20 protein-coding genes are annotated in these 16492 nt (G+C 54.9%); 5 read left to right on the top strand and 15 right to left on the bottom strand.

All coding sequences use genetic code 11. From position 1 onward, the window contains the following. Nucleotides 1-95 precede the first annotated feature (95 nt). Nucleotides 96-1001: a fructokinase gene (mak, locus tag IM290_RS19890; RefSeq protein ID WP_003859127.1), complete on the bottom strand. Its 906-nt coding sequence runs from the start codon at nucleotides 999-1001 to the stop codon at nucleotides 96-98. 123 nt (nucleotides 1002-1124) lie between these two features. On the opposite strand from mak, the gene rdgC reads away from it, so the two are divergent. Next, nucleotides 1125-2039 carry a recombination-associated protein RdgC gene (rdgC, locus tag IM290_RS19895; protein WP_006809928.1) on the top strand — a complete coding sequence of 305 codons (915 nt, stop codon included), beginning with the start codon at nucleotides 1125-1127 and terminating at the stop codon, nucleotides 2037-2039. A gap of 47 nt (nucleotides 2040-2086) precedes the next feature. Here the strand turns inward: rdgC and ppnP are convergent, their stop codons facing one another. The 5 genes from ppnP to IM290_RS19920 form a co-directional block, all read right to left on the bottom strand. Next, a complete protein-coding gene (gene ppnP, locus IM290_RS19900) occupies nucleotides 2087-2374 on the bottom strand; it encodes a pyrimidine/purine nucleoside phosphorylase (RefSeq protein ID WP_003859131.1) in 288 nt (95 codons plus the stop codon). Between the two features lie 71 nt (nucleotides 2375-2445). Continuing rightward, entirely contained in the window at nucleotides 2446-3123 is a 678-nt protein-coding gene (locus IM290_RS19905) for an AroM family protein (RefSeq protein WP_003859133.1), read from the bottom strand. A gap of 236 nt (nucleotides 3124-3359) precedes the next feature. Next, a complete protein-coding gene (yaiA, locus tag IM290_RS19910; protein WP_003859135.1) occupies nucleotides 3360-3551 on the bottom strand; it encodes a protein YaiA in 192 nt (63 codons plus the stop codon). 44 nt (nucleotides 3552-3595) lie between these two features. Then, complete coding sequence (aroL, locus tag IM290_RS19915) at nucleotides 3596-4120, bottom strand: shikimate kinase AroL (protein WP_017383154.1); 525 nt, start codon at nucleotides 4118-4120, stop codon at nucleotides 3596-3598. Between the two features lie 144 nt (nucleotides 4121-4264). Continuing rightward, complete coding sequence (locus IM290_RS19920; RefSeq protein WP_003859141.1) at nucleotides 4265-4723, bottom strand: YaiI/YqxD family protein; 459 nt, start codon at nucleotides 4721-4723, stop codon at nucleotides 4265-4267. Between the two features lie 97 nt (nucleotides 4724-4820). Between IM290_RS19920 and proC the strand changes: the two genes are divergently transcribed. Then, a complete protein-coding gene (gene proC, locus IM290_RS19925; protein WP_015571314.1) occupies nucleotides 4821-5630 on the top strand; it encodes a pyrroline-5-carboxylate reductase in 810 nt (269 codons plus the stop codon). A gap of 16 nt (nucleotides 5631-5646) precedes the next feature. Here proC and adrA read toward each other — a convergent pair whose 3' ends face one another. The 5 genes from adrA to IM290_RS19950 all read right to left on the bottom strand — a co-directional run bounded on the left by adrA (nucleotide 5647) and on the right by IM290_RS19950 (nucleotide 10004). Continuing rightward, on the bottom strand, nucleotides 5647-6750 hold the full coding sequence (adrA, locus tag IM290_RS19930; RefSeq protein WP_193041825.1) for a diguanylate cyclase AdrA: 1104 nt from the start codon (nucleotides 6748-6750) through the stop codon (nucleotides 5647-5649). 102 nt (nucleotides 6751-6852) lie between these two features. Further along, nucleotides 6853-7173 (bottom strand): phosphate starvation-inducible protein PsiF, encoded by a 321-nt coding sequence (gene psiF / locus IM290_RS19935; protein WP_015571316.1) that lies wholly within the window; start codon nucleotides 7171-7173, stop codon nucleotides 6853-6855. Nucleotides 7174-7467: 294 nt separating this feature from the next. Then, nucleotides 7468-7728: an anti-adapter protein IraP gene (iraP, locus tag IM290_RS19940; RefSeq protein WP_003859148.1), complete on the bottom strand. Its 261-nt coding sequence runs from the start codon at nucleotides 7726-7728 to the stop codon at nucleotides 7468-7470. Between the two features lie 208 nt (nucleotides 7729-7936). Further along, entirely contained in the window at nucleotides 7937-9151 is a 1215-nt protein-coding gene (locus tag IM290_RS19945; protein WP_015571317.1) for a multidrug efflux MFS transporter, read from the bottom strand. Nucleotides 9152-9320: 169 nt separating this feature from the next. Then, nucleotides 9321-10004 carry an extensin family protein gene (locus IM290_RS19950; protein ID WP_193041826.1) on the bottom strand — a complete coding sequence of 228 codons (684 nt, stop codon included), beginning with the start codon at nucleotides 10002-10004 and terminating at the stop codon, nucleotides 9321-9323. A 104-nt stretch (nucleotides 10005-10108) separates the two neighbouring features. On the opposite strand from IM290_RS19950, the gene ddlA reads away from it, so the two are divergent. Then, complete coding sequence (gene ddlA, locus IM290_RS19955) at nucleotides 10109-11206, top strand: D-alanine--D-alanine ligase (RefSeq protein ID WP_193041827.1); 1098 nt, start codon at nucleotides 10109-10111, stop codon at nucleotides 11204-11206. 3 nt (nucleotides 11207-11209) lie between these two features. Here the strand turns inward: ddlA and IM290_RS19960 are convergent, their stop codons facing one another. Next, the gene (locus IM290_RS19960; RefSeq protein WP_015571318.1) at nucleotides 11210-11431 is read right to left on the bottom strand and encodes a DUF2754 domain-containing protein; all 222 of its coding nucleotides are present in this window, start codon (nucleotides 11429-11431) and stop codon (nucleotides 11210-11212) included. A gap of 246 nt (nucleotides 11432-11677) precedes the next feature. Here IM290_RS19960 and IM290_RS19965 point away from each other — a divergent pair, with 246 nt between their 5' ends. Beyond that, nucleotides 11678-11980: a DUF2755 family protein gene (locus IM290_RS19965; RefSeq protein ID WP_003859159.1), complete on the top strand. Its 303-nt coding sequence runs from the start codon at nucleotides 11678-11680 to the stop codon at nucleotides 11978-11980. On the opposite strand, the gene IM290_RS19970 is transcribed toward IM290_RS19965, so the two are convergent. Continuing rightward, on the bottom strand, nucleotides 11981-13078 hold the full coding sequence (locus tag IM290_RS19970; protein ID WP_017383149.1) for a DUF1615 domain-containing protein: 1098 nt from the start codon (nucleotides 13076-13078) through the stop codon (nucleotides 11981-11983). Between the two features lie 12 nt (nucleotides 13079-13090). Further along, nucleotides 13091-14311: a peptide antibiotic transporter SbmA gene (gene sbmA / locus IM290_RS19975; protein WP_003859162.1), complete on the bottom strand. Its 1221-nt coding sequence runs from the start codon at nucleotides 14309-14311 to the stop codon at nucleotides 13091-13093. A 350-nt stretch (nucleotides 14312-14661) separates the two neighbouring features. On the opposite strand from sbmA, the gene ampH reads away from it, so the two are divergent. Beyond that, nucleotides 14662-15822 carry a D-alanyl-D-alanine-carboxypeptidase/endopeptidase AmpH gene (gene ampH / locus IM290_RS19980; protein WP_003859164.1) on the top strand — a complete coding sequence of 387 codons (1161 nt, stop codon included), beginning with the start codon at nucleotides 14662-14664 and terminating at the stop codon, nucleotides 15820-15822. 2 nt (nucleotides 15823-15824) lie between these two features. Here the strand turns inward: ampH and IM290_RS19985 are convergent, their stop codons facing one another. Next, nucleotides 15825-16451 carry a helix-turn-helix domain-containing protein gene (locus IM290_RS19985; RefSeq protein WP_193041828.1) on the bottom strand — a complete coding sequence of 209 codons (627 nt, stop codon included), beginning with the start codon at nucleotides 16449-16451 and terminating at the stop codon, nucleotides 15825-15827. Nucleotides 16452-16492 lie beyond the last annotated feature (41 nt).

A 16492-nucleotide genomic window follows, 5' to 3' on the forward strand; every position in this document is an offset into this window, starting at 1 on the left:
TTATTCTGAGGCAACGTTATAGCTTTTGCTTTCAAATTACTGGGGTAGCCTCTCCCCACGGGGAGAGGCTACAAACATCAAAAACGGTTTTGCGTTTATTCCGGCCAGAGCCACGCCGCGCCGCGTACGCCGCTGGAGTCACCGTGGACGGCTTTGCGGATCGGCGTTTCGCACTCGCCGCCAAAGACCCACTGTTTCACCAGCGTTGGCACCGTGGCGTACAGCCGGTCGACGTTGCTCATGCCTCCGCCCAGTACAATCACGTCGGGATCAAGAATATTGATCACATGCGCCAGTGACTTAGCCAGCCGCATTTCGTAGCGGCTGAGCGCCAGTTCAGCCACCGGATCCTGCTCCTCAACCAGACGCATAATCTCGTTACCTTTCAGCGGCTGACCGCTCAGACGATGATAATCGGTGGCAAACCCCGTGCCGGAAATAAAGGTCTCAATACAGCCCTGCTTGCCACAGTAGCACGGCACTTCGGCGCGGTATTTGAGTTCATCTTCATCCATCCACGGCAACGGATTGTGCCCCCACTCGCCCGCGGTGCCGTTGCCGCCAATATGCGAGCGCCCACCGAAGGCCACGCCCGCCCCGCAGCCGGTGCCGATAATGACCGCAAATACGGTCTGCGCGCCAGCCGCTGCGCCATCCACGGCTTCAGAGACCGCCAGGCAGTTGGCATCATTCGCCAGACGCACTTCCCGGTTCAGGCGCTGGCTTAAGTCTTTATCAAACGGCTGACCGTTGAGCCAGGTGGAGTTGGCGTTTTTCACCACGCCGGTATACGGCGAAATGGAGCCGGGGATCCCCATCCCGACCGTCCCCGTCTCGCCCGTTGCCTGCTCCGCCATATCGACCAGGCGGGCAATTGTTTCTATGGTCTGGTGATAATCATCGCGCGGCGTGGGCAGACGGTGGCGAAACAGTTGCTCTCCCTGCTCGCTCAGCGCAATGACTTCTGTTTTGGTGCCGCCCAAATCAATCCCAATACGCACAAGACACTCCTCATTATTTTGATTATCAACAGAGTAGAAGCCCGCTTCCCGATTAGCAATGCAAGCGATGCGACAATTCGTTATCATGCCCGCTGATTTAACGACAAGGCCGTGGAAATTATCATGCTGTGGTTCAAAAATTTGATGGTTTACCGTCTCAGCCGCGACGTTTCGCTGCGTGCAGAAGAGATGGAAAAACAGTTAGCCGCTTACTCCTTTACCCCTTGCGGTAGCCAGGATATGGCAAAAACCGGCTGGGTTCCGCCAATGGGTTCTCAAAGCGATGCGCTGACCCACGCCAGCAGCACGGGGCAAATCATCGTTTGCGCCCGTAAAGAAGAGAAGATCCTGCCGACGCCCGTGGTTAAGCAGGCGCTCGAAGCGAAGATCTTCAAGCTGGAAGCTGAACAGGGCCGTAAGCTTAAAAAAACCGAAAAAGATTCGCTGAAGGATGAAGTGCTGCACTCGCTGCTGCCGCGCGCTTTTAGCCGCTTTAGCCAGACCATGATGTGGATCGACACTGTTAACGGGCTGATCATGGTGGACTGCGCCAGCGCCAAAAAAGCGGAAGATACGCTGGCGCTGCTGCGTAAGAGCCTTGGCTCATTACCGGTGGTACCGCTGGCGCTGGAAACGCCGATTGAGCTGACCCTGACCGAGTGGGTGCGCAGCGGGACTGCCGCGCAGGGCTTCCAGATCCTTGATGAAGCAGAGCTGAAAGCGCTGCTGGAAGATGGCGGCGTGATCCGCGCGAAGAAACAGGATCTGGTGAGCGACGAAATCGCCGTGCACATTGAAGCGGGCAAAGTGGTGACCAAACTGGCACTCGACTGGCAGCAGCGCATTCAGTTTGTGATGTGTGATGACGGCTCCGTGAAGCGCCTTAAGTTCTGCGATGAACTGCGCGATCAGAACGAAGATATCGACCGCGAAGATTATGCTCAGCGCTTTGACGCAGACTTTATCCTGATGACCGGCGAGCTGGCGGCGCTGATTCAGAACCTGGTGGAAGGTCTCGGCGGCGAAGCGCAGCGCTGACAGGCAAAACGTAGGCCGGGTAAGCGAATGCGCCACCCGGCATGCTTTTATTTCAGATAGCGGCACAGATAAGAGGTTGGCTCTGCAACCTGTAAATGGAACTCGCTGTGGCCCGGCACGTTGAAGACCTGCCCGGCACTATAGACTTTCCACTCCGTTTCACCCGGCAGCAGGACGTTCAGCGCGCCGCTGACCACCGTCATCTCTTCCGCTTCTGCGGTGCCAAAGGTGTATTCCCCTTCCGCCATTACGCCGACACTGGCGCGGCCAGTGCTGCTGCTGGTAAAACCAATGGATTTCACTTTACCGGAAAAGTATTCGTTACTTTGAAGCATGAACTGGCCCTTATATTTATTGAGAAAAATCCACTATAGGGGCCATGCTCATGACCTGTCACGCAAAATCATTACACCAGTAATTCTGACGCCAGGCGCGCCATCAGGACGTTAGAGAGCAGCACCGGAACATCCAGCGCCTTTTGCAGTAAATCACGATGCCGCTGATGGAAGCCCAGGCAGTCGAGCATCAGGACATCCGCCCCTCTGTCGATCAACTCCTGCCCGGCCGCAATCAGCTTCGCTTCGCTGTCCCAGAACGGGTTTGCCAGCGCGTACAGCGGGGTGTGCTCCAGCGCGGCCCACTTCACCGTCTGGTTATCCAGCAGTTCCTCAACGGGAACGATGACCCCAACCTGATGACCATCAACAATTGAGGCCACCAGCGGGGGGATAATCCGCATCGGTTCGAGCAGAATGGCATTACGCGCGCTGAGTCCTTTTACGGGTGCCGTGCTCATCAGCAAAATGACGTCATAGTCCTGATTGTCGAGCACTTCAATCACGCCCTGTAGCGCGCGCTCGATTTTCTGGCGCGACACATGCGCCAGTTTACCGTCACTGAGTAACGTTGCCAGGGGATCTTCCCCCTCTCCGACCGCGTAGTCCTCCATGACCTCTTCCCGACTCAGCTTCCCTAACAAACTGAGATGCGTGATTTGTTGTTCAGAGACATGCTCGGTTAAGAGCGGTAATACTTCGCTTACAGGGACCACACCAATCGTGAGGATCGCCAACGTCGCCTTCATTTTGATCGCCTTCCGTTACTACCACAACTGCCACACAGGTACAGGCTTACTACGCTGCACTGTTCATTTTTTCAACAAAACAGCACCAAGGGTAGCAGGGGATCTCTACACCGTAATGTAAAGATCGACTGGCCTTTCCGAATCCACCTGTAATAACTAAATATTAACTGCTGCTTAACATCAGCGATAAGTTAAAAGTGTGATTCAGGCACGGTTGTAACGGATTCGGATTCTTGTCAGGACTTCTCAGGATCCTCATAGCGCCGTTTCGCATCCAGCGCTTCCTGTTCGGTTTCATGTTCGCTGATCAGCGAATCAGGTTTAGGGTGATCGGCACGCAGCTGGTACCAGGTTACGGTCTGATCGCCGTTACCTTTTTCAACGGTAACGATGCGGGCTTCACGTGGATAGGGAGGTCTGGTTGGCATAGCTCATCCTTTTTTTATGTCTGAGCTATGAGTATAGACGGCTGTTAGCTGGCGCAAGCCAAACGCAGGGCGGTAATAATCTGAATCGCAACTTTCTCGGGTGACGCTGACGCATCCACAACGTGGTGTGCCGCCTCGCGGTACAGTGCATCGCGTTCGGCGAGGACGTCGCTGACCTCTTCACTCAGCGGTTTCGCGGTCAGCGCCGGGCGCTGTCCCTCTTCCGGAAACGCCTCCAGCCGCCCCACCAGCGTAGAGACCGGGGCACAGAGGTAGATCACGACACCCTTTTCGCGCATAAACTGGCGGTTATACGGTGCCAGAATAATGCCCCCACCGGTCGCGATCACGGTTGACGGCGCGGTCACCGCTTCCAGCGTGGCTGTTTCACGCGCACGAAAGCTCTCCCAACCCTCATCCTCAACGATATCGGCAATGGTCTTACCGGCATTCTCCTGGAGCCAATGGTCAGTATCGACAAACTGACTCTGGCACAGACGCGCCAGCTCCAGACCAACGGTGGTTTTCCCACAGCCGCGAGGGCCAACTAAAAAGATGGGTGGGTTCATAACCAGGTGTTCCCCTTGCTGCCGGATAACTGAAGGCTGTAAAGAAATGATTGCAGTAGATGTTGCGCTAACTTTACTGCAAAGCGGTACGGAATGACAAGCCTGTGGAAGCCACACTGTACCACAAAACCGCCCGGAGGTGGGCTACGCCGGGCGGCGCTTCACTTCCAGCAGCCATTTATCCAGCTCGGCGGCAAACTGCTGGCGATCGCGCTGCGACAGGCTGTCCGGCCCACCGGTTTGCACGCCGCTGGAACGAAGCGTATCCATAAAATCACGCATGGTGAGCTTCTCGCGGATCGTTGCCGGCGAATAGCGTTCTCCGCGCGGGTTCAGCGCCGCCGCCCCTTTCGCCAGTACATCGGCAGCCAGCGGGATATCCGCGGTGATCACCAGATCTCCTGCGTCACACAGGCGTACTATCTCGTTATCCGCCACGTCAAACCCGGCCGGAACGCGCAGAGAACGGATGTATCTGGAGGGCGGCACGCGGATATTCTGGTTCGCCACCAGCGTCAGCGGCATCTGCACGCGCTCGGCAGCACGAAATAAAATCTCTTTGATGACATTCGGACACGCGTCCGCATCAACCCAAATCGCCATAGTCTCTCCCCATTATGATTCTGGTGACTATTGTCGCCTGCATTTCGTTGTTAAGCTATCAATGAGAGATAACAACGCATAATAACGGAGAGACGTGATGGATAAGAAAATCGGGTTTATCGGCTGCGGAAATATGGGCAAAGCTATCCTCGGCGGACTGATTGCCAGCGGGCAGGTGCTGCCGGGGCAGATTTGGGTCTATACCCCATCCCCGGATAAAGTCGCGGCGCTGCGTGATGAGTATGGTGTCAACGCTGCCGAAAGCGCACAGGACGTGGCTCAGGTGGCGGATATTGTCTTTGGCGCCGTTAAGCCGAATATCATGATTAAAGTCCTGAGCGAGATCACCTCCAGCCTTAACAAAGAGACCCTGGTGGTGTCGATTGCCGCAGGCGTGACCCTCGATCAGCTCGCCCGCGCGCTGGGCCACGACCGTAAGATTGTTCGCGCCATGCCAAACACCCCGTCGCTGGTGAATGCCGGTATGACATCCGTTACCCCGAACGCGCTGGTCACATCTGAAGACGTGGCGGATGTACTGAATATTTTCCGCTGCTTCGGCGAAGCGGAAGTGATTGCCGAACCGATGATCCACCCGGTAGTCGGCGTGAGCGGCTCTGCCCCGGCGTATGTCTTTATGTTTATCGAAGCCATGGCTGATGCCGCCGTACTGGGTGGAATGCCGCGCGCGCAGGCCTACAAATTTGCAGCGCAGGCGGTGATGGGTTCGGCCAAAATGGTGCTGGAAACGGGTAAACATCCGGGCGAACTGAAAGATATGGTGTGCTCACCGGGGGGCACAACCATTGAAGCCGTGCGCGTGCTGGAAGATCGCGGGTTCCGCTCCGCCGTGATCGAGGCGATGGAAAAATGCATGGAAAAATCAGAGAAGCTCAGTAAGTCCTGATGCGCTACGCCGGGCGTCAGGCGGCCACTTCGGTGCGGCCCCGTCCGGCATTTTTGGCTTTATAGAGGGCCACGTCCGCCGCCTTTAGCCATTCACGATAGTGGGTGAACTGCGCCCCCCAGGGGGCAACCCCAACGCTGATACACAACCTCGCCATAGGTGCTCCGTGCAGCGGCATGTTGACCAGCCGTTCGTGGACGCGCGACATCGCTGCAATCGCGCTGTCGGCAGGCGTGCCGGACATGATCACCGCGAACTCATCCCCGCCAAAACGGCCAATATAATCGCCTGAGCGCAGGGTCAGCTGAAGCTGGCGCGTGATGGCGACAATCGCTTCATCTCCCACGTCATGCCCCCAGGTGTCGTTGATCGTCTTGAAGTGATCGATATCGATGAGCAGTATCGTCGCCTGTCGATGGCTGCGACGGCAGGCCTCAAATTCGTTACGCAGCAGCGTTTCCCAGTGACGGCGATTGAACACGCCGGTCATTCCGTCGCGGGTACTCATCAGCTCAAGCCGACGCTTATGCTCTGCCAGACGGATCGCCGTGCGGTGGCTGAGCCAGGCAAACAGTATGGGGTAGACCACCAGCACGGGGAGCGTCAGCCACAACGACAGCGGTTCATAGGTCAATACCACAGGAGTACCCGTGGATTGCACGGTCAACAGGGCAGACAGGGCAAGTAGCGCGAGTCCTGTCAGAAATAACCGGCATCCCCCCGATCCCATCATATTCATGCCGATCATCACGATCAGCGCCGCCGTTGGTAGCGCATTGAACCCTGTTAGCCCCATCCAGACACCGGCAATAATGGCATCGATTTTCAGATTAACAATTTCACTGCTGTGGGGTTCAGCCGAACGAAAAGCCAGCTGCCAGGCCAGATGGGGCCAGACAAAGACCCAGCCCACCAGCAATAACCACCAGACGCCGGAAAGAAACTGGCTCACCAGAACGCTGGCAAGCGGAACAAATAGCGCCGCCAGACCAACGATGCGTGCCAGCCGTATTCGCCGGGCAAATCGCAGACCGGAACGGTATGAATCATCCTGAGAAAGCTGCTGGTGCCACGCTTCCCGAATGTTCTCGTGATTGTCATAAAACTCATCATTCATCATTTTTGGGAATATTCTGAAACATTTTCCCAAATTATAGAGAGGGGGATAGCGGGGAAAGTATGAAATTTTGGGTGAGCCACAGCCGTGACTCACCCGTTAGCACTACGCCTGTTTTTTGAGGCACGCGCTCATAAACTTGCTGCGATCGTCGCCTTTCAGCATCTGCTGTGTCGCCTGGGCGTTGCACTCACGCATTTTTTGCTGCTGTGGGGTCAGGCTTTTTTCACCGGGTTTAGCCGCACCATTTTTAAGGCAGTCGCTCATGTACGTTTTACGGGCATCCCCTTTCAGGCTTTGCGATGTCGCCTGTTGGTTACAGGTCGTCATGCGCTGCTGCTGGGGCGTTAACGTTTTCTCTTCCGCGTGTGCTGAGGCGATCAGACACAGGCCAGAGAGCAGGGTAACCAGTATTGTTGTTTTCATTGCACCATCCTTTATGTGAAGTTCCACGTTAAGTCTGGCTCGTTACGGGAAAAAAACCACCCTGCGACTCTGATTTTCGCCGGGCTCTGCGGTTATTTCAGCCCTGTATCGGCACAATATTCATTAACCGGTTTCGCCGGGGGGGAGGCGGTAATTAATAACAGAAATTATGCGGTGAAAGGTGTGCTCTGTCTCAATTTAATTTTCCCTGCATAAATGTGTAAAAATAAAAACAGAGCGACGCCAGGCATCCTGCATGACAATTCTGTGACACGTCATTTCACCTCAGACAGGTTAGCTGCGAGGATGCCTTAAAAGCTTCTTTACGTATTGCTGAAGCAGCTCCGCATCTTCCGCAGGCACCTGGGAATCAGGACGCGCTTTTTCCAGCGCGCCTTCAACGTTGTCGATCAACGCCTCCTGCTCCGGTTTTGCCATCTGTCGCAGCAGCGCCGTCACAACGATTTCCAGCGCCTCGACCTGGGCAACCAGCTCTTTCGACTCTTCTTCCTTTTGGGCAAGCTTAACCAACAACTCAGCAATGAGATTTTTCATGGTGCTATTTCCTTATGTGATTTCCCCTGAAATTAACACCCTCTCTGAATAATGAAAAGCATGGATTGGCTTTATCTTATGCAAAAGTGACATCGCTGCCAAAAAAGATATTTCAGCGCGAAAGCGAAACGTTTTCCTGAAAGAAAGGCGCCGCATTTCGTTATATAAAAATGCGGCGTTCATAAGAATAAATAATATATTATCGTGTTTACCGGGCCGACTTTGCCTCGGCGATTCGCCTGCGGCGTCGCAAGGCAAAGGCCAGTTGAATAATATTCAGCAGGACCACCACCGCCGTCGCGGCAAATACCCAGCGGAAACCCGCCATTGCCGAGACCGAGGCGCCGATAAGCGGGCCCGCTACGTTGCCTAAATACATGAACGACTGGTTGTAGCCAAAAATGCGGCCGGTTACCTGGTCACTGGAATATTTCACCAGCAGCGTCTGAACAGCGGGCAGCATGGCGCCATCTGCGAAGCCAAGCAGGAAGCGCAGGATGCCGAGCTGAAGAGGTGTGGTGACGAATGACATGGCAAAGAAAAGGATCACCGCAATGATGAGCGTTGCCATCAGAATACGTGCCGTACCGATCCTGTCGCCCAGTTTCCCCAGACGCGGAGCAGACATCAGCGCCGACACGCCCGGCACCGCGGCAATCATCCCGCTCAGAAAAGCAATGTTGCTGCTGTCCGGCGCCATCGACTTGATAAACAGCGCCAGAATCGGCCCTACCGAACCGTTACAGAGCTGGATCACCATCGTCGTCACAAAGAGGCTAATCATCAGGCCAGGATAAGGCAGCGAGGCGAAAACCGCTTTTCCGCTCAGGCGTTCGGATTTGCTGACAACAGGCCGCCCGCCCTCTTTAATCAGAAAAAGGGTGACCAGAAAGCTGATGGTCAGCAGGATCGCGGTAATGATAAAGACCGCACGCAGCCCGACATGGTCAGCCAGGAAGCCGCCGAGCAGCGGGCCGCCAATTACCCCGCTGATCTGGGCGGTGGAAAGCGTGCTGAGCGCCCAGCCGCTTCGCTCACGCGGTACCTGTGAGGCCACCAGCGCCATGGCATTTGGAATATAACCGGAGGTCAGCCCCATTATCGCCCGCAGAATAAACAGCTGCCAGACGTTGGTGGCGAAGGCCTGGAGCAAAATGGCTATCGCCATCCCCAGCGAGGCGCGGAGCAGCATCAACTTGCGCCCCTTGCGATCCGCCAGGCTGCCCCACATCGGCGACACAATGGCGGAGACCAGAAACGTCACGCTGAACGTCAGGCCGGACCACATCGAGAGCGCTTCATGGGAAGTCACTCCCAGCTGCGACACATACAGCGGCAGGAAGGGCAATATCTGGCTGATAGCCAGTCCGGTGAAGAAGCAGCCGAACCAGACTGAAATGAGATTAACTTTCCAGGATTCCATAACAGAAATAGTCTTCATTTTTAGGCGAATTCGCCGACAGATTAGCAAGTTACGCGCAATGACATAGCGCCAGAGATGCGGCCTTGCAGACTTTGGTGTTTTATCTTCCCAGTCATCACATTTGTGAAATAAGTCACAATTTATCCAATTTTTGGCGGAAGATTATGCTTCATCGACATAATCCATAGCCGCGCATCCCCAGATGGAAATGGTTGGCATGGGCGGCATTATAGTCCGGCCCCAGACCGTTACCGTAATAGCCACAGCTTGCCGAGAGCAGGGCCTGTAGCCAGGGCTGCGTCTTTTCCGCTTTCCAGCCGTTCAGGACGGTAACGCGCTGTCCATTTGCCAGCCTGAAAGCGCTGATATCCAGCGCATCCGCCGTGGCATGTTCGCTGCGCCGCGCATCCGGGCGGCTGTAGATATTGCGGCAGGCGAAGCTGCCCAGATGTTCAATACGCGTAAGCTCGCTTCCGGTCCAGGTTTTGGTGAGCGGTCGGGCCTGCTGGCTGACAAACAGCGCCGAACTTAACGCCAGCGGGCAACTGGCCAGAAAGCTGCTGTTCAGGCTCACCGGGCCAAAATCGCGCACGCGCACCACGTTACTCAGCGGACACTCACCGGCGCTGTCAGCGACAGCCTGGATACGGATAAGCTGGCGTTGATTCGCCTGCGCTAACAGGCTTTCGCACGCCTGGGGTGTTAAACGTCGAAGTTTAAACTGGGTGATTTTTCCGGGCGGATCGTCAAGCGTAAGCGGCACGAAAGGATTGTAATACGGCGGCAACCAGCGGTAGCCCACCGTGGCGATCCCGGCAATAACAATAAGAATAAGCAGACCTTTTCCTTTCACGCGCCCCCCTTCAGCATCCCTCAAAACATTATGGCAGAAGGCCGCGAAACCCGCCGGGCATCGTGGTATGTTATTGGCTTTTCGTCAGACTGGAAGAGAGTGAGATGGCAAAGCAGCGCGTAGGTATTGTCTTTGGGGGAAAATCGGCAGAGCACGAGGTGTCATTGCAATCGGCTAAAAATATCGTTGATGCGATTGATAAAAGCCGTTTTGACGTGGTGCTGCTGGGCATTGATAAACAGGGCCAGTGGCATGTTAACGATGCCAGCCAGTATCTGTTACACGCTGACGATCCGGCGCACATTGCCCTTAATCCTTCTGATATCAGCGTCGCAACGGTTCCAGGCGTGGAACAGGGACAGCTTATCGATGCCGGGAACGCGCAGGCGCTGGCACAGATTGACGTGGTATTCCCTATCGTTCACGGCACGCTGGGCGAAGACGGCTCCCTGCAAGGCATGTTGCGGATGGCGAACCTGCCGTTTGTCGGTTCCGATGTGCTGGGCTCTGCCGCCTGCATGGATAAAGACGTCACAAAACGTCTCCTGCGCGACGCCGGTCTGAATATTGCGCCGTTCGTGACGCTCACTCGCGCCAACCGCGATAAACACAGCTTCGCGCAGATCCAGGCGCAACTCGGCCTGCCGCTGTTTGTGAAACCGGCGAATCAGGGCTCGTCCGTCGGCGTCAGCAAAGTCACCAGCGAAGCGCAGTTTAACGATGCCGTTCGTCTGGCCTTTGAGTTTGACCATAAGGTGGTGGTTGAGCAGGGAATTAACGGTCGTGAAATTGAGTGCGCCGTACTGGGCAACGACTTCCCGCAGGCGAGTACCTGTGGTGAAGTGGTACTGAACAGTGACTTCTATTCCTACGACACCAAATATATTGACGACAAAGGTGCCCAGGTTGTGGTTCCCGCCGCGCTCGATCCCGACGTTAACGACAAGATCCGGGCGATCGCCGTTGAAGCCTATCAGGCGCTGGGATGCTGTGGGATGGCGCGCGTCGACGTGTTTCTGACGCCGGATAACGAGGTGGTGATTAACGAAATCAACACCCTGCCGGGCTTTACCAATATCAGCATGTACCCGAAGCTGTGGCAGGCCAGCGGGATAAGCTATCCGGAACTGATCACCCGCCTGATTGAACTGGCACTGGAGCGCCACGCCGATGACAGCGCCCTGAAAAGTTCCGTTAACTAACGCTTAGTCAGCTTTCTCTGCCGTCGTCGTCTCATCGGGACGACGGCGGATAATAAATCCCGCCAGCCAGAAACTGATTACCCAGGTTACCAGCCCAACCGCATAGGTTTGCCAGCCTTTCGCTTCAAATCCCAGCAGCCCGACAACACCGTTGAGAATAAAGATCAGCCCGATCGCAAAGGCGTAGTAATGCCAGTCACGGCGTAATTTGGAAGTGAGCTTCATGACAACTCCGGCAGAAAAAAACTATCCTCTCACAGTTTGATAAAGGCGTCTGTGGCGGATACGTAAATTCTGAAATGCAGCGCAGTTTCACTTATGTTATCAATTTGTGACGTGATGCAGAAATCGACAATCCAGGAGAAATCCTGAGCCGAATTTCCCACGATTCTGATATTGACAAATGCTATGACCTGTCACACTCACCCTGTACGACGCGTATTAAACAGAGTGATATTTTCGGGAGGTCTTATGGCAGACTTTACATTGTCGAAACCGATTTTTGGCGGAAAACAACCAAAAACCTCCACGGCGGGGAATATTGCCTATGCCCTGTTTGTTCTGTTTTGTTTCTGGGCAGGAACCCAACTGCTGAATATGCTGGTGCATGCCCCTGGCGTGTATGAGCATCTGATGCAGGTGCAGGATACAGGCCGCCCGCGCGTTGAAATCGGTTTAGGCGTGAGCACCGTATTTGGACTCATTCCCTTCCTCGCGGGCAGCATGGTTCTGGGCGTGATTGCCCTTGTCCTGCGCTGGCGCAACCGCCACTGATTACAGTCCCATACAGCGTGCCCGACGATCGTCCACGCGTTTCGCGAACCAGGCGGTCGTCAGGTTACGCGTGATCTTCGGGCTTTCCAGCTGAATGCCTGGCAGAATGGCTCTGGGTAATGCCTTTCCACTTTTCTTCTCGGCCAGCGCAAAGACCTGCTTATACAGATCCGTTTTCTCAAACGCCAGGCTGTCGCCCTTCTCCAGCTGTCGGCGAATGTCGCTGTTGCTCATCTCCAGCTTTGTCGACAGTTTTCGCACCGCACGTTCGGTTGTCCCTGCCTCACTGCTGCCATATGCAATGAGATCGCCGTCCAAAGCGAGCTTTACGCCGCTGGCGCGGCTTACCGCATTCTGGAAGGCTGCATTTCGGCTGGCATACCAGCCCGCGTTAAAGTCGGCAAAGCGATACAGCGGTTTATCGTAGTTGGCCGGATAATTTAGCAGGTGATACGTCCCAAACCACAGCCCACCGCGCAGGGAGAAGACCTCCTGACGTACCGTACCGTCGATATCCCACGGATAGCCGTCGGTATGCTTTTCCGCAAATGCGATACTGACCTGCATCGGACCGCCGGTATGCACCGGATTTAGCGAGCCAAACAGCTTCTGCCCCATCGGCACCATATTGATGAAATCATCGAAAATGGCGCTAAGCTGTTTCTCGGTTTTCACCGTATCCAGCCGTTCACTGTAGCTTTTACCGTTTGGCGAGGTGATTTTAAGGGCGGTATGCACCAGGAAAACCGGGATATGCATCGATTCAGCCCGGCGGTCGATCTCTTTCCAGGCAATTTTGTTCAGGCCAGGCACAACAGGATCTGACTGATACATCGATTCCTGCTGCGCCACCGCGAGCACCGAGCAGATATTCTCCTCGGTAGGCGCGATCTTCTGGCTTTTGAAGGTCGCTGCCAGCGCATCAGCCCACTCACTGCGATCCTTCACGCTGGCGGGCATTTTTTGCCGCACCACGCTCGCCACATCAACGGGCTTCTCCCCTTCTTTGAGCGGGGCAGCCCCTTTTTCGGCACAGCCCGCCAGCACAAAAGCGGCGAGTAACGTCAGCGGTAATGCACGTGGTACGGCAAATGGCATAGCAATTCCTTTTTAACCTAATGTATGGGTGACTTCCTGCACGTCCTTATCGTCCAGCTCACGCTCGAAACTGCGTAAACGTTTGTAGATGGACATCAGCTCCACCAGCGTAGTCCAGGAGCTAATCAGATACTGGAACGAACCGCGAACCTGACCAAAGACGTTGGTGATTTGGGTCATCAGACCGAGCGTAATCGTACCCGCAACGATGGACGGGAACAGCAGGAACAACCCGAAAACGTTATCAACCTGAAGATAAAGAATGCGCGCGATATTGAAATACATGTAATGGAAATAGAGGCGGAAATAGTTACGACGTACGGCGCCAAACAGCTCACGCACGGTAGGTGGTGACGCACGGTTGGCATCGTCTTCGCCATACACCAGCTCTTTACGGTAGGCCGCTTCCACGCGCTGGTTTTTAAACTCCAGCCCCGGCAGCTTGATCCCCACCACCGCCAGCAGCCCCGTTCCCATCAGCGACCAGACAATCGCAGCAATCACCAGGCCGTATGGCAGATGGCCGACAATCGGCAGCTCCGGAACGTGCGACGAGAGCGTCACCAGCACCGGCAGGAAGGCGATCAGCGTCATGATGGCGTTGATAAAGCTCACGCCCATATCTTCCAGAGTAGAGGCAAAACGCATGGTGTCTTCCTGCACACGCTGTGCGGCACCTTCGATATGCCGCAGGTGCTGCCAGTGCGCCATATAGTGTTCGTTCATCGCGGTACGCCAGCGGAACACATAGTGGCTGACGAAAAAGTTATTCATCACGCCGATCACCACGGCGATAAGGGCGATGCCGAGGAAGATCCCCACCTCATGGTAGAACTGATTGATGGTCACTTTATGCGGCGAACTCAGCGCCGTCTGGATCAGATCGTAAAACGGCGCATACCAGGCGTTGACCGCTACGCCCACTTCCACCAGGAACCAGGTGACAAAGATGATTAACGACGTGCCGAGAATCGACCAGTATTGCCAGCGGTGAGGAGAATAGACGAACCAGAACATGGCAAAAAGCCCTACGCAGAGCACGTAATAAGCGTAGAAAAGCAGATAGCTCATGGACCAGAAACGCGCTGCGCTAATGGGAATGTCGCCCGTTGCCCCCGTAAGACGGGTCAGCCACGCGCCGCCACCGGCCTGCCAGAAAATGACAGCCAGCAGTGCCCAAATAAATGCCGACAGGAAAAAGGGCCCCGGCTTTGGGAAAAAAGACTTAAACATTGTGCTTCCTTTTGTTGTTATGGCTGTTGCTGTGTTCAACATATCGCCACACGAAACCTTGCCTGTGCCAGCCTCCCGGCTCAGGCAAAAAAGTGAGACCTGCGGGTGAATTATTAGTTCGCTTCACAGTTTTCAGGAATTGTTTCGGTGCGTTTCATTCGCAACAGCGATCGTAGCGTCTATCATACGGTCGATGTCACAAAATGGGAGCCACGCCGCAAGTAAATTGTTCAAATTTACCCACGGTTACGTTTTTCTCGCTATCGTTATGCAAATCGGGCCATTGCCCGACGTCGATTAGTAGTATAACTACCCGTAACTTTCCTTATTCACTTGATGGATGCTTTTCGTTGAAACGTTGTCTGCTCTCTATCGCCGCGCTGTGTGCGGTGAGCCTGTCCACTGCCCAGGCAGCACAGCCTCTGACGGCCCCGGTTCTGGCCTCTGACATTGCCGATCGCTACGCGAACCTTATTTATTACGGCAGCGGTGCGACGGGAATGGCGCTGGTCGTGATCGACGGTAACCAGCGAGTGTTTCGCAGCTTCGGTGAAACACGACCGGGAAATAACGTTCGTCCGCAGCTGGATTCCGTTATCCGTGTCGCATCGATAACCAAGCTGATGACCAGCGAAATGCTGGTGAAACTGCTCGATCAGGGCGTGGTGAAACTCGACGATCCGCTCAGCAAATATGCGCCGCCCGGCGCTCGCGTTCCGACATATCAGGGAACGCCGATCAGACTGGTGAATCTGGCGACCCATACCAGCGCCCTGCCGCGAGAACAGCCCGGTGGCGCTGCGCATCGCCCTGTCTTTGTCTGGCCAACCCGCGAGCAACGCTGGAACTACCTGAGCACAGCAACCCTGAAATCGGCCCCGGGCTCGCAGGCCGGCTATTCTAACCTGGCGTTTGATCTGCTGGCCGATGCTTTAGCGACGGCGTCGGGTAAGCCTTACCCTCAACTGTTTGAAGAGCAGATCACGCGTCCGCTCGGGATGAAAGATACCACTTACACCCCTTCCCCGGACCAGTGCAAGCGTCTGATGGTGGCGGAAAAAGGGGCCAGCCCGTGCAATAACACGCTGGCCGCCATTGGCAGCGGTGGAGTTTACTCTACGCCTGGCGACATGATGCGCTGGATGCAACAGTTCCTCTCATCGGATTTTTACGCGCGCAGCAATCAGGCCGACCGAATGCAGACGCTCATCTACCAGCGTGCTCAGCTACGTCGCGTCATTGGCATGGATGTTCCAGGTAAAGCCGATGCCCTCGGCATGGGCTGGGTGTATATGGCGCCAAAAGATGGCCGACCGGGGATTATTCAAAAAACCGGAGGAGGTGGCGGATTCATCACCTACATGGCGATGATTCCGCAATCAAACGTAGGCGCTTTTGTGGTGGTCACCCGGTCGCCAAATACACGCTTCGTGAATATGAGTGATGGCGTAAATAACCTGGTGGCCGAGCTGAGCGCCAATAAAGCGCAGGTGCTTACGGCCTCTAACTGATCTCAATAGTCCGTGGGCAAACGGTTGATGCTGATCAGTTTGCCCCGGCTCATATTGATGTAGTTCCCCTGTCGCAGCGCCGCCAGAACCTCAGCAACGACCGAACGAGAAATACGAGTGCTACGCTGAATATGATTCATAACACCAATTTTTGAACGTAGCGTGTCATCCCACTCGGCCATATTGATCAGCATCGCCCGGATTTGGCTATAGGAATTATTTCCGACCAATTGCATGTCACGTTTTCCCAATAAATGGTTTAGCCATGACAGCCAGCAGAAAGCCTCTTGCCAAAGTTGTGCTTCCTGAATAAGCTGGCACGCGTCAGATGCCGGTAAATAAAATCCGGTACAAGGCATTTGTGCCATCAGAGAATATTCAAGATAGTTTTCATTTATCCATGCGCTTAAACCGTGGATATACGGTGCCCGCGCAATACCCATAAGTAATTCGTCTGATTTACGGTGGACGGCCGTCAGGCCGGATTGTATGACAACGGTCAATGGTTCATCATCATTATTGCCGGTAGTTATTAATTGTTGTGGTTCGATCTTAAATGGGGTACCGGCGACTTCCATACACTTTATGAGCCGGCTTAATTCAGAAAGTGGCTTCGCATTAACGTTCATGCATACCTCAAGTCATCTGTATCTGTCGGTTCTTTATAATT

The sequence above is a fragment of the Enterobacter cloacae complex sp. S1 genome (genome assembly GCF_014930525.1).
In the GTDB taxonomy this organism is placed as follows: Bacteria; Pseudomonadota; Gammaproteobacteria; order Enterobacterales; family Enterobacteriaceae; genus Enterobacter; species Enterobacter hormaechei_C.